Here is a 10,717-nt window from a genome sequence, read left to right on the forward strand (position 1 = left end):
CGTGCCCCGGAACGCCTCCGCCCCCCGTCTGCCCGCCGCGGCACACCTCGCGGCGTGCATCCCCGAGAGGGGCGCCTCCCGAACCGAAAGCCCCTGCGCCACCTGCACGCTGAGCTGGTGCGACGCCCCCTGGTCCTCCGGAAGAACCGCCTGCCCCGCCTGTCCGGGACGCGGGAATTGACGGGGGAAGGCGGGACGGGCCGGCAGCCGGATCGAGAGCCCACGGGATCAGCCGTCGGCGCGGGCCAGTTCGCGCACGATGGCAAGGCCCAGCCCCGAGCCGCCGGTCGCAGGGCGGCGCGAGGACTCGAGCCGCTGCAACGGTTCGGTCATCCGGTCGATGCGGTCATCGGAGATGCAGGGACCGCGGTCGAGCACGCCGATCCGCAGGCCGCAGGGCTCGTCTCGGCCCGGAGGTCGATCGGGCGCTCCGGCGCGTAGCGGGCGGCGTTCTCCAGAAGGTTCCTCAGTGCGCGCTGCAGCGCCAGCGGCGCGACCCGCGCCGTCGGCGGGGCTGCCACCTCCACCCGCACCCGCGGGTGAGGGGCGGCCACATCCTCCAGGAACGGCCGCAGGTCGATCACCTCCTCGGCCTCGCGCCGAAGGCCGCGGGCAAGTTCCAGCGTCTGCCCGATCAGCACGTTCATCCGCTCCACATCGCGCTCGATCCGGTCAAGCTGCCCCGGAGTGCCCTCGCGCGCCAATTCCCGCCAGCACCGGTTCGTAAACGAGAAGCGCCAGCGCGAGCCGGGTGCCGTGCCAGCGAGCGAGGCTGGGCGGCCGGGCGGTCATGTGCAGGCCGGATTGAACAGATAGCCCGCGCCGCGCACGGTGCGGATGAAGTGCGGCCGGCGGGATCGGCCTCGATCCGGCGGCGGAGACGCGTCACGCGGTTGTCGATGCTGCGGTCGAACGGGTCGCGGTCCTTGCCCCGGATGAGCTCGATCAGCCGGTCGCGCGTGAGCACCCGGTTGGGATGGCGCAGGAACGCGTCGAGCAGGTCGTATTCCGCCGTCGTCAGCTCGACCGCCTCAGCCTCGCTCCAGAGCCTGCGGGCGCCTGGGTCCAGCCGGAAGGCTCCGAAGCACAGGCACTCGGCGGCGCGATCCTCCGGCGGTGCGTGCCGGCGCAGAAGCGCGCGGAGGCGAGCCAGCAGTTCGCGCGGGTTGAAGGGCTTGGCCATGTAATCGTCGGCGCCGACCTCGAGGCCGACGATTCGGTCGGTCTCGTCTCCGCGCGCCGAGAGCATCAGCACCGGCAGGTCGCTCTGCCCGCGAATCGTGCGCAGAAGGGTCAGGCCGTCCTCGCCCGGCAGCATGAGGTCCAGCACCAGCGCGTCGGGCTGCCCCCGCGCGAGGCTCTGGCGCATGGCCGCGCCGTCCGCGGCGGACTCCGCCCTGAAACCACTTGACTGAATGTAGGTGCAGAGCAGATCGCGCAGATCCGGGTCATCGTCCACCACGAGCACCCGGGGATCGCGAGTATCGCTCACGTCACACCTCCCACGAACAGCGATCCTGCCGTGCGACAGACTGCGACAGAGCGCGACACGTGCGGGATCAGGCGGTTACCGATGAACTGTGGACCGGAAGGGTCGATAGGAACAGCACCATGAAGCTCTTGAGGTCGTTCGCGTTTCCGCTGGTCCTGCTGCTGGCCATCGGTCCGACTGCGGCCGATCCGGGGCCGGCGCGGGAAGATGCAGGAAGGCTCCTGCGGGGGCTTGTCCCCGCCCCGGCACCTTCTCCGGCGCCCTACGGAACTGGCTACGAGACCCGCTATGGGACCGGGGACGGTTCTTCGGGCGGGGGCGGCGGTACCGGAGGCGAAGGCGGTGGCCGCGGCCGGTAGGCCAGGACATTCCGATCGGCGCAGGATGATCAAGCATAGGACACTACGCAACATGAAGACGCTTCTGACGGCACTCGCGGCGACCCTCGTTCTGTCCGTTCCGGGATTGGCCCTCGCGGGCGGAACCGGCGACCGCACCCAGGCCCGCGACAGGGACCGGGTCGACACTCCGGCACAGGATAACACGCCCATCGGGACGCACGATCAGTCGCGCGACCGGACGAAGGACTGCACGTCGAACTGAACCACATCCGCGGGCCTGCCTCGCGGGCGCCCGCGATCCAAGGAAGGAGACGATCATGAAGGTTCATCCAATCATTCCGGGGCTGCTGGTCACGCTCTGCCTGACACCATCGGCGATCGCGCAGACCGGCAACGGCATGGGCAACGGGACCGGAATGGGTCCCGGCGCCGGAATGGGCCGCGGTGCGGGGTCAGGGATGCCGGTCCATCGGATACCCCGCACGGATGAGGAATTCGCCACGATCTTCGCGGCCATGGACGGCAATGGCGACGGTGCCGTGACCGAAGAGGAGTTCATGTCGGTGCGCATGGGCCCCGGCGCGGCGCAGGACCCCGCGCGGATGACGATGATGCAGTCTCGCAAGGAGGCGAAGTTCGGCGTCCTCGACACCGACGGCTCGGGCGCGCCCCGCCTTCAGGAGTTCATCGGCCGGCCGCAACCTTGACCGGCAGGCGCCGTCGGCGGCATCCGGCGGCTTTCTCTTGAGGGACGCATTTTCACTCCCGCCGACAGGTTGCTGTCAGGTTCGACCACTAGTCCGGCGTCGTTGGCGGTAAGGGCGGAGGCGCCCGCCACCGCCGACACTCGCCACCGGAGGGCATCTGCCCGTCGCATTACCTGAACCTGACTCGCAAAGGACATCCCATGCGCAAGATCCTGTTCCTCGGCGCGACCCTGCTGGTCGCAGCGCCTGCCCTCGCCGCCGACATCTGCACCGACCATCCGAAGGACCAGTGGATGACGAAGGAGCAGATCACCACGCTGGCGGCCGGCCAGGGCTACGAGATCAAGGGCGTCAAGGAGGAAGGCGGCTGCTGGGAGGTGAAGGGCATGAAGGACGGCACCCGCGTCGAGGCCTATTTCGATCCGGTGAGCGGCGACCTCGTCAAGACGAAGTGACGCCATGAAGCCCGGGCGCCGCCTTCGGGCGCGCGAGGTGACGGTGTGGGATCCGGCCGTCCGGATCTTCCACTGGACGCTCGCGGCAAGCATCGGCTGGGAGATGGTGGCCGAGGCAGGAACCGACAGCCACGAGGCCGTCGGCTACCTCGTCCTCGCGCTGATGCTTTTCCGCCTCGCCTGGGGGTTTCTCGGCCCCCGCCACGCGCGCTTCGCCGACTTCATTGCTCGGCCCGCGCGCGTGCTCGGTTATCTTGCCGAGCTCGCCCGCGGCCACCCGCGGCGCTACCTCGGCCACAACCCCGCGGGAGGGGCCATGGTGCTTGCGCTGCTGGCGTCGGTGACGGTCACCGCCGTCTCGGGCTGGGCCATGACCACGGACGCGCTCTGGGGCGCGGAGTGGATCGAGGACCTGCACGAGACACTGGCCAACGTCACCGTCGCACTGGTGGCGCTGCATGTGGCGGGCGTGCTGCTGGCCGGACTCCAGCACCGCGAGAACCTCGTGCGCGCCATGATCACCGGCCGCAAACGCGGGGAGTGACGTCAGATCGCCGGGAACAGTGCAGCGTCGCGGAATTGCGCCGGACCGGGATCCACGGCATCTGACGGCCCGGCGTCACGGCCGGTCCTGCGGCGCGCGCAAGCTGCTGCCTACCAGAAGTCGCGCCGCATGAAGCCCATCAGATCGCCGAGCCAGCTCGCCGGCGGCAGGTCGAGCACCGCAAGGGTTGCGACCAGAGCGACAAGGGCGCCGGCGGCGAGCAATTCGCGCCGGTGGCTCACGGAATGTGCCGCGGCGTTCCACACCAGGTTCTTCACCACGCTCGCATGCAGCAGCAGATGCCAGAGCACGACGGCGACGAACAGGACCGAACCGGCAAGATGCAGCACCTCCCACCCGCCCCGGTCGAGGCCCCAGAGCCTCCAGGCGATGTCCTGCGCGATCCGTCCGCTCGGTGCCGCGACGTTGGGCAGGAGGCGCGATGCGCGGTGTCAATGGCGGCACGAAACCGGCCGGCACGCGGGCCGCGCAGACCCGGCCCTTGACCGGCTGCCGGTCCCGCTCCACGAAGGAAGCGCCAGAGGGAGACCCCATGCGCATCCTGCTTGTTGAAGACGACGCCGGCCTTGGCAGCGCGATCCGCGACCAGATCGCCGCCGAAGGCCATGCCGCCGACTGGATGAGCGGCGTGGGCGATGCGGCGGCGGCGATGGCGACCGCGGGCTACGACCTCGTCCTGCTCGACCTGAACCTGCCGGACGGCAGCGGGCTCGACTTCCTGCGCAGCCTCCGGTCGCGGGGGAACGCCATGCCGGTGATCATCTTGACCGCGCGCGACCGGGTGACCGAGCGCATCGCGGGCCTGAACGCGGGCGCCGACGACTACATGGTCAAGCCTTTCGACCTGACCGAGCTGTCGGCCCGCATCGGGGCAGTCTCGCGCCGCTACGCGGGAAATCCTAACCCGCGCCTCGCGATCGGTCCCCTGCAGGTCGATGTGGCCAACCGGCGAATTGACGGGCCGGATGGCGAGATCACGCTGAGCCAGCGCGAATGGGCGATCTTCGAGACGCTGCTGCGCCGGCCCGGCGTGGTTGTCCCCAAGAGCCAACTGGAAGAGACGCTCTATGCCTTCGATGCCGAGGTCGAAAGCAACACGATCGAGGTCTATGTCAGCCGCCTGCGCAAGAAGCTCGGGCGCGACCGGATCGAGACGCAGCGCGGCATGGGCTACCGTCTGGTGCGGGAATGAGCCGCCCGCGCAGCCTGCGCCGAGATCTGTCGCTGAGCCTTGCCGCGGGGATCGTGCTGACTTGGACGCTGGCGACACTGGGCGCTGCCTGGGTGGTGCGCGAGGAGATGGACGAAACCTTCGACAGTGCGCTGCAGGAGACGGCCGAACGCCTTCTGCCGCTGGCGCTCGCCGACGATCCCGCCCGCACAGGCGCGGAGCCGCGCCGCATCGCGCGCGCCGGAGAGCATGGCGAGAACCTGACCTGGGTGGTGCGCGACCGCGACGGCACGGTGCTTCTGTGGTCACAGGATGCCGAGCCTGCGACCTTCGCCGGCCCCACCCCCGCGGGCTTCTCGACTACCGCGGGCCACCGGCTCTATGCCGTTTCGGACCGCTCGGGGCGCTGGACGCTTGCGATCGCCGAGCCGCTTTCGAACCGGCGCGAGGCGGTGCGCGAGACACTGGTGACCTTCGTGGCGCCGCTCCTGCTGCTTCTGCCGCTGACGCTCTCGCTGGTCGCATGGCGGACTCGGGCGGGGCTGGCGCGGCTCGGCGATCTCTCGCGCGAGGTGCAGGGCCGGGACGAGACCGACCTGCGGCCGCTGGCCACGACGGCGCTGCAGGTCGAGCTTCTGCCGCTGCGCGATGCGGTGGACCGGCTGATGGCGCGGCTTGGCCGGGCGCTTGCGACCGAGCGGAGCTTCACCGCCAACGCGGCGCATGAGTTGCGCACCCCCATCGCCGCGGCGCTGGCGCTGGCGCAGCGCCTGATCGCCGAGGCGCCCGAGGCGCTGCAGCCGCGCGCGACACGGCTCGAGCAGGAACTCAAGCGCCTCGGCCGCCTGTCCGAGAAGCTGCTGGAGCTGTCGCGGGCCGAGGGCGCGGGTGTGCTCGGCGAGGCGCCGCAGGATCTGGCGCCGATCCTCGGCTTCGTGATCGAGGACGCGCGTCATGGTCCCGAAGGCCACCGCCTGCGCACCGATCTGCGCCCGCTCGTGGCGCGGATGGACCCGGACGCCTTCGCGATCCTCGCGCGGAACCTGATCGAGAACGCGCTGCTGCATGGCGAGGGGCCGGTCGAGGTGGCGCTGGGGGACGGTGGCCTGAGGGTGACGAACGGTGGCCCGCCGGTTGCGCCGGATCTGCTCGACCGGATCACGCTGCGCTTCCAGCGCGGCACCAGCCCGCGCGAGGGATCGGGCCTTGGTCTTGCCATCGCGGCCGGGATCGCGCGGGGCGCGGGGTGGCGGCTCGATCTTGTCTCACCCGCGCCGGGCCGCGTCGACGGGTTCGAGGCACGGGCCATCCCGCCTCAGGTGGCCAGCGCATAGCCGAGGAAGGCGAGGTTCGCGCCGATCAGGCAGAGGACGGCAAGCGAGCCCAGATCCTTCGCATTGCGGGCGAATTCGGCCCAGCCCGGGGCGAGATGATCCACAACCACCTCGATCGCGGTGTTCAGCGCCTCGGCCGCCAGCAGCAGCAGGAAGAGGATCACGGCCCCGAGGATCTCGGCAAGCCCCGCCCGCGCCGTCAGCAGCAGCGCAAGGCCCGCGGCGCCGGCGATCAGTTCGTGGCGGAAGGCCGTCTCGCGCGACAGGCGCCGCAGGCCGCCCAGCGAGTGCCGGGCCGAGGCCAGCAGGTGATGCGCGCCCTCGGCGCGCGGCGGACGGGGCAGATCGACATGGTCGGCCATGGGCGACCTCCTCAGGACGCGCGGCAGGTCGAGATGCGGTCCAGCCCCGCATCCCGCGCCGTGGTGCGGATGTCCATCAGCCCCAGCAGCGAATGGAACAGGTTGTCGTGGCTTGCCGGATCCGACGCATGCTTGCGCAGGCAGTCCTCATCCAGCGTCATCGCGGCACGGAAGGGTTCCGACAGCCACAGCACCATGGGTACGCGTGTCTGCGTCTCGGGCGCCATGAAGCGCGGCGCGCCATGCAGGTAGAGCCCGGCCTCTCCCAGCGACTCGCCGTGGTCCGAGACATAGACCAGCGCCGGGATCACCCGGTCCTGCGCCGCCAGCCGGTCGATCATCGCGGCCAGCACATGATCCGTGAAGGCGATCGAGTTGTCATAGGAGTTGCGGATCTCGTCGTCGGTGCAGCGCGAGAACTCGGCGCTGTGACAGGCAGGCGAGAAGCGCTCGAACGCCCTCGGATAGCGCAGGTGGTAGGCCGGCCCGTGGCTGCCGATCTGGTGCAGCACGAGGACCGTGTCGCGCTCGATCGTGGCGAGCGTGCGGTCGAGCAGCGGCAGGAAGACCGCGTCGGTGCATTCGCCCTCGGCGCACGCCTCCGGCACCTCTGGCACGCGGGCCGAAGCCACGCGCGTCGCGATCTCCTTGTCGCCGGTGTTGTTGTCCCACCATTCGACCGCGACACCGGCATGGGCCAGCACGTCAAGCAGGTTCTCGGTGGCAAGCCCCTTCTCCTGACTGTAGCCGCTGCGCGGCAGGACCGAGAACATGCAGGGCATCGACACCGCGGTGGCGGTGCCGCAGCTTTCGACCGCGGGGAAGTTGACGACGCCGCGGCGGCGCAGGTCCGGGGTCGTGTCGCGGGCGTAGCCGTTCAGCCCCCAGTTCTGCGCCCGCGCCGTCTCGCCCACCACGAGCACGGTCAGCACCGGCTTTCCCGCAGCCGCCAGCAGCGGCCCCTTTCGTGCATCGAGGCCCAGCGGAGCCACCGTCACATCCCGCGTCCGAAGTGCGAGCTTCGCATAGCGGACGGCCGAGCCGATCGGCATTGCGGGCTGCCAGGCCGAGACCAGTTCCTTGCGCTCGCGCAGGACGGCCGAGAAGGTCTTGAAGTCGCTCAGGATCAGCCCCGCGCCGAGCGCCAGCGCCAGACCGGCGGTGAGGCCTGTGCGCATCAGCCCGCTCCACCCCCTGTCGCGCACCGGCAGGCACAGCACGGCGAGGGCGGGCAGAAGGCCGAAAGCCAGAAGATGGATCAGGAAGCCCGGCGTGACGAGATGCCGGCCCTCGGCGAAGGTGGTGGTGACGACGTTCTCGATCATGTGGCGGTCGATGGTGACGCCCAGCCGGTCCTGGAACCATCCGGTCGCCGCGCCGAGGATCAGGAGCGCCGCCAGCATCGGCCGCCTCAGCGGCCCCATCCCGAGAAGCGCGACGATGAAGAAGGTGAGCGCCGCGATCGCCGCGCCGAAGACGAGAAGCTGTGGACCCGCCCCGAAGATGTCGAGGCTACGCCGCCAGAAGGTGGCGTTGTCCGCGACGAGAAGGAAGCCCGCCACCGCGAGGTTGACCTGGAAGGCCGAGGGAAGCGCGCGCGCAGGCTCATCGAAGGGGGCCTGCGCCTTGCCCGCGCGCAGCTGGGATTGGAACATCTGAGAGACCTCTTGCCCGATCCGCTCCTGCTGAACGGGCAAGCTGACACCAGACTGAACCTGCACGGAAATCGCGCGACCGGCCGGCGCGCACCGTCAGGGTCCGGGTCCGTCGCGCCGCGGTCTTTGGCTCATGTGGCGGCGCAACCGCGCGCGCCGGCCCACGCGCCTCAGGGGCGGGCGAGCGCGGCGATGGCCTGCATCTCGGGCTTTCCGGACGCCTGGATGGCATCGACAAGCGGCTGCGAGGCGTCGGTCACCGGTATGCCGGCGGCGGTCAGGCGGGCGACCACATCCTCTGGCGTCGTGCCCAGGAGTGGCGCCAGCTCGGAGGCGGGATTGGCAAGGATCCGGTGCGAGAAGGCCAGCGACGGCGGGCCACCCGCCTCGCCCGACCCGAGCAGCAGCAGGAACAGCGCCGCGGCCAGCGCCGAGGCCGCCAACGCGATCCCCATCGGCCTCCGGCGGAACTGGTTCAGGAAGCCGCGCCAGTTCTTCCAGAGATGCAGGGCGAAGGGCAGGATGAGCACCATGCTCAGCCATTCGTGCATTCCATGAAAGCCGCCCGGGCCGATGTGAAAGAAAAGCGCGATACCGGAGATCAGCGAAACAAGGAAGAGACCCGTGATGAACGGCGTGGCGTAGCGTCCCAGAACTGAGGACATGACTGGCTCCTGCATGTGGCCCCGACGCTGCATTATAGCGACCGTAGCGATGGTTCCGGCGGCTCGATGCAGGTGAAACGGCCGTGGGACCCGAGGCCGTCGCCGAAACGCACGGGTCGCGAAGGGCTGCGACACCTCGCCGCAAGGGGTCAGGGCGGGCGGCGCGGGGCGATCCGGACCGCCTCGGCGAGCCGGTTGCCGGGATAGAGCACGACCCGCGCGCCGTCCGCGATGCCGCCCAGAACCTGAACCGTGTCGGCTCCGCGCCGGCCCACCTTCACGGGCGTCAGCAGGGCGCGCCCCGCCTCCTCGCGGAAGACCGCCCAGCCCGCGCCATGCCGGAAGAGCGCGTGCAGCACCTCGGGTGCGGACTAGACCACCACGCGCACGAAGACGCGGAAGCGGTCGCCGAGGCCGGGCCTTTGGGCGGCCGGGGTCAGGTCACACCGCGATCATGGGGCCCAGACCGGCCGCCGCATGAACCGTTGACATGTAACGACCGTTACATCATCGTCGTCCACAATGGATATCGTCTGGCTTCTCCTGACCTACAAGGTTCCTGCAGAGCCCTCAGCCCGACGCATCGCGATCTGGCGCAAGCTGAAGGGCATGGGCGCGGTTTATCTGCAGAATGGCGTCTGCGTCCTGCCGAAGGCCGACGATCACGTCCGGCGGCTCAAGATCTTGGAGAACGACATCGCAAAGGCGGGGGGCGAGAGCGTGATCCTCGAAACCGTCGCGCTCGACCGTGGGCAGGAGACAAGGTCATCGCCCGCTTCAAGGCCGAGCGGGACGAGGCCTATGCCGAGTTTATCGACAAATGCGACGACTTCGAGCGCGAGGTCGCCAAAGAGGTTGCGGCCAGCCACTACAGCTATGCCGAACTTGAGGAGAACGATGTCGATCTGAAGAAGCTTCAGGGCTGGCTCGAGAAGATCGGCAAGCTGGATTTCTACGGCGCCGCGCGGGCCGAGGAGGCGCGGGCGCGGCTGAAAGGCTCCGAGGCGGTGCCGGACGACTACGCCCAACGCGTCTTCGACGTCAGGGGCGAGAACGGCTGAAACCGGAGGTGGGCCTATGCTTGACACGCTGTCGCAGCACAGTTTCTTCCCTCGTTTCCCGCCCGAGGTGCTGGAGCGGTCACCCTCCCGCATGATGGCATGGGCGGATCGGCAGCGTCAGCGCGCGGCCTTGGCACGGCTGGATGACCGGCTACTCAGGGACGTGGGCGTTACCCGCTGACCTGCCACGGGCTTTTTCCTACCTCGATCTCGGGCCGCCGCGTGGCGCGGGAGCTGACGGCACTGATCGAACGCGGGGCAAGCCCGGGATGATCGTCAGCGACAACGGGACGGAGCTGACCTCGAACGCGATCCTGAAGTGGTGCGCCGAGCACAAAGTCGAATGGCACTATATCGCGCCCGGCAAGCCGATGCAGAACGGCTTTGTCGAAAGCTTCAATGGCAGGATGCGGGACGAGTTCCTGAATGAAACGCTGTTTCGCAACTGGCCCACGCGTGTGATCTGATTGCCGCCTGGGTCGCCGACTACAACACCGCGCGACCCCACTCGGCCCTCGGCTACCAGGTTCAGCCTGAACAACGCGATCAGGCGGCCGCGTGACTGTAGCCGCGAGCGCGCTCCTGCCGGATCATCGCCAGAACGAGGGTAATGACGGCGGCAAGAAGCTTCCTCAGATGGGCGAGGATCTTGCGGATGTTGTGACCGCATCCGCAGAGGACGGCGAAGAGGGCGTCACCAATGACGCCTTTGAGGAAGCAGCGCGACAGCCTTCCGTCGGTCTTCATGTGGCCGATCTCGGGTTCGATGCTGCTGCGCCGACGCAGCGCCTTTGCCAGCGCCGGGGCCAGCCCGCGGCGGGTGCCGCTGATCAGCACCTGGGTGTGCTGGACGCCGTGGCCCTTGTATCCGCGGTCGACGACAGCGCGTTTGGCCGGGTGGCCGGTGAG

The 10,717-nt window shown here is 69.5% G+C and carries 16 protein-coding genes and 2 pseudogenes; 9 read left to right on the forward strand and 9 right to left on the reverse strand.

Annotation, left to right across the window (positions count from 1 at the left end; all coding sequences use genetic code 11):
* Nucleotides 1-228 precede the first annotated feature (228 nt).
* Genes FG154_RS21845 through FG154_RS19510 form a run of 3 tightly spaced genes read right to left on the reverse strand, consistent with a single transcriptional unit; the run spans nucleotide 229 to nucleotide 1,492 of the window.
* Complete coding sequence (locus FG154_RS21845; protein ID WP_342779086.1) at nucleotides 229-378, reverse strand: ATP-binding protein; 150 nt, start codon at nucleotides 376-378, stop codon at nucleotides 229-231.
* Nucleotides 330-647 (reverse strand): histidine kinase, encoded by a 318-nt coding sequence (locus FG154_RS19505; RefSeq protein ID WP_342779087.1) that lies wholly within the window; start codon nucleotides 645-647, stop codon nucleotides 330-332. Before FG154_RS19505 ends, FG154_RS21845 begins: the two co-directional genes overlap by 49 nt.
* Nucleotides 644-1,492, reverse strand: a complete 849-nt coding sequence (locus tag FG154_RS19510; RefSeq protein ID WP_342779088.1) for a response regulator — start codon at nucleotides 1,490-1,492, stop codon at nucleotides 644-646. The genes FG154_RS19505 and FG154_RS19510 overlap by 4 nt, the downstream gene beginning before the upstream one ends.
* Nucleotides 1,493-1,903: 411 nt before the next feature.
* Between FG154_RS19510 and FG154_RS19515 the strand changes: the two genes are divergently transcribed.
* The 4 genes from FG154_RS19515 (at nucleotide 1,904) to FG154_RS19530 (ending at nucleotide 3,539) form a co-directional block, all read left to right on the forward strand.
* On the forward strand, nucleotides 1,904-2,095 hold the full coding sequence (locus tag FG154_RS19515) for a hypothetical protein (protein WP_145111569.1): 192 nt from the start codon (nucleotides 1,904-1,906) through the stop codon (nucleotides 2,093-2,095).
* A gap of 55 nt (nucleotides 2,096-2,150) precedes the next feature.
* Nucleotides 2,151-2,540 (forward strand): EF-hand domain-containing protein, encoded by a 390-nt coding sequence (locus FG154_RS19520; protein WP_145111572.1) that lies wholly within the window; start codon nucleotides 2,151-2,153, stop codon nucleotides 2,538-2,540.
* 200 nt (nucleotides 2,541-2,740) lie between these two features.
* Nucleotides 2,741-2,995, forward strand: a complete 255-nt coding sequence (locus tag FG154_RS19525; protein ID WP_145111575.1) for a PepSY domain-containing protein — start codon at nucleotides 2,741-2,743, stop codon at nucleotides 2,993-2,995.
* A 4-nt stretch (nucleotides 2,996-2,999) separates the two neighbouring features.
* On the forward strand, nucleotides 3,000-3,539 hold the full coding sequence (locus FG154_RS19530) for a cytochrome b/b6 domain-containing protein (protein ID WP_145111578.1): 540 nt from the start codon (nucleotides 3,000-3,002) through the stop codon (nucleotides 3,537-3,539).
* A 110-nt stretch (nucleotides 3,540-3,649) separates the two neighbouring features.
* Here the strand turns inward: FG154_RS19530 and FG154_RS19535 are convergent, their stop codons facing one another.
* Nucleotides 3,650-3,973 carry a DUF4405 domain-containing protein gene (locus tag FG154_RS19535; RefSeq protein WP_145111581.1) on the reverse strand — a complete coding sequence of 108 codons (324 nt, stop codon included), beginning with the start codon at nucleotides 3,971-3,973 and terminating at the stop codon, nucleotides 3,650-3,652.
* A gap of 119 nt (nucleotides 3,974-4,092) precedes the next feature.
* Here FG154_RS19535 and FG154_RS19540 point away from each other — a divergent pair, with 119 nt between their 5' ends.
* Both FG154_RS19540 and FG154_RS19545 read left to right on the forward strand, forming a co-directional pair.
* Complete coding sequence (locus FG154_RS19540; protein ID WP_145111584.1) at nucleotides 4,093-4,752, forward strand: response regulator; 660 nt, start codon at nucleotides 4,093-4,095, stop codon at nucleotides 4,750-4,752.
* Nucleotides 4,749-6,065: a histidine kinase dimerization/phospho-acceptor domain-containing protein gene (locus FG154_RS19545; RefSeq protein WP_145111587.1), complete on the forward strand. Its 1,317-nt coding sequence runs from the start codon at nucleotides 4,749-4,751 to the stop codon at nucleotides 6,063-6,065. Before FG154_RS19540 ends, FG154_RS19545 begins: the two co-directional genes overlap by 4 nt.
* Here the strand turns inward: FG154_RS19545 and FG154_RS19550 are convergent.
* The 4 genes from FG154_RS19550 to FG154_RS19565 form a co-directional block, all read right to left on the reverse strand.
* Entirely contained in the window at nucleotides 6,047-6,427 is a 381-nt protein-coding gene (locus tag FG154_RS19550; protein WP_145111590.1) for a diacylglycerol kinase, read from the reverse strand. The genes FG154_RS19545 and FG154_RS19550 overlap by 19 nt on opposite strands.
* 11 nt (nucleotides 6,428-6,438) lie before the next feature.
* Nucleotides 6,439-8,082: a phosphoethanolamine transferase gene (locus FG154_RS19555; RefSeq protein ID WP_145111592.1), complete on the reverse strand. Its 1,644-nt coding sequence runs from the start codon at nucleotides 8,080-8,082 to the stop codon at nucleotides 6,439-6,441.
* A gap of 170 nt (nucleotides 8,083-8,252) precedes the next feature.
* A complete protein-coding gene (locus tag FG154_RS19560; protein ID WP_145111595.1) occupies nucleotides 8,253-8,747 on the reverse strand; it encodes a DUF4405 domain-containing protein in 495 nt (164 codons plus the stop codon).
* A gap of 149 nt (nucleotides 8,748-8,896) precedes the next feature.
* A complete protein-coding gene (locus FG154_RS19565; RefSeq protein ID WP_145111598.1) occupies nucleotides 8,897-9,106 on the reverse strand; it encodes an efflux RND transporter periplasmic adaptor subunit in 210 nt (69 codons plus the stop codon).
* Nucleotides 9,107-9,232: 126 nt separating this feature from the next.
* Between FG154_RS19565 and FG154_RS19570 the strand changes: the two genes are divergently transcribed.
* The 3 genes and pseudogenes from FG154_RS19570 to FG154_RS19580 all read left to right on the forward strand — a co-directional run.
* Nucleotides 9,233-9,808 (forward strand): Chromate resistance protein ChrB, encoded by a 576-nt coding sequence (locus tag FG154_RS19570; protein WP_222120583.1) that lies wholly within the window; start codon nucleotides 9,233-9,235, stop codon nucleotides 9,806-9,808.
* Nucleotides 9,809-9,902: 94 nt separating this feature from the next.
* The gene (locus tag FG154_RS21950; RefSeq protein ID WP_420024548.1) at nucleotides 9,903-9,989 is read left to right on the forward strand and encodes a YjiS-like domain-containing protein; all 87 of its coding nucleotides are present in this window, start codon (nucleotides 9,903-9,905) and stop codon (nucleotides 9,987-9,989) included.
* A gap of 20 nt (nucleotides 9,990-10,009) precedes the next feature.
* Nucleotides 10,010-10,370: pseudogene (locus FG154_RS19580) on the forward strand (integrase core domain-containing protein); the annotation flags it as partial.
* Here FG154_RS19580 and FG154_RS19585 read toward each other — a convergent pair.
* Nucleotides 10,355-10,717: pseudogene (locus tag FG154_RS19585) on the reverse strand (IS5/IS1182 family transposase); the annotation flags it as partial. The pseudogenes FG154_RS19580 and FG154_RS19585 overlap by 16 nt on opposite strands.

This window comes from Cereibacter sediminicola (genome assembly GCF_007668225.1).
Taxonomy (GTDB): Bacteria; Pseudomonadota; Alphaproteobacteria; order Rhodobacterales; family Rhodobacteraceae; genus Cereibacter_A; species Cereibacter_A azotoformans.

Coding starts and splice junctions, on each gene's coding strand:
- FG154_RS19505 (WP_342779087.1), bottom strand. CDS start 647: ATGAACGTGCTGATCGGGCAGACGCTGGAACTTGCCCGCGGCCTTCGG.
- FG154_RS19515 (WP_145111569.1), top strand. CDS start 1,904: ATGAAGACGCTTCTGACGGCACTCGCGGCGACCCTCGTTCTGTCCGTT.
- FG154_RS19520 (WP_145111572.1), top strand. CDS start 2,151: ATGAAGGTTCATCCAATCATTCCGGGGCTGCTGGTCACGCTCTGCCTG.
- FG154_RS19525 (WP_145111575.1), top strand. CDS start 2,741: ATGCGCAAGATCCTGTTCCTCGGCGCGACCCTGCTGGTCGCAGCGCCT.
- FG154_RS19530 (WP_145111578.1), top strand. CDS start 3,000: ATGAAGCCCGGGCGCCGCCTTCGGGCGCGCGAGGTGACGGTGTGGGAT.
- FG154_RS19540 (WP_145111584.1), top strand. CDS start 4,093: ATGCGCATCCTGCTTGTTGAAGACGACGCCGGCCTTGGCAGCGCGATC.
- FG154_RS19545 (WP_145111587.1), top strand. CDS start 4,749: ATGAGCCGCCCGCGCAGCCTGCGCCGAGATCTGTCGCTGAGCCTTGCC.
- FG154_RS19550 (WP_145111590.1), bottom strand. CDS start 6,427: ATGGCCGACCATGTCGATCTGCCCCGTCCGCCGCGCGCCGAGGGCGCG.
- FG154_RS19555 (WP_145111592.1), bottom strand. CDS start 8,082: ATGTTCCAATCCCAGCTGCGCGCGGGCAAGGCGCAGGCCCCCTTCGAT.
- FG154_RS19560 (WP_145111595.1), bottom strand. CDS start 8,747: ATGTCCTCAGTTCTGGGACGCTACGCCACGCCGTTCATCACGGGTCTC.
- FG154_RS21950 (WP_420024548.1), top strand. CDS start 9,903: ATGGCATGGGCGGATCGGCAGCGTCAGCGCGCGGCCTTGGCACGGCTG.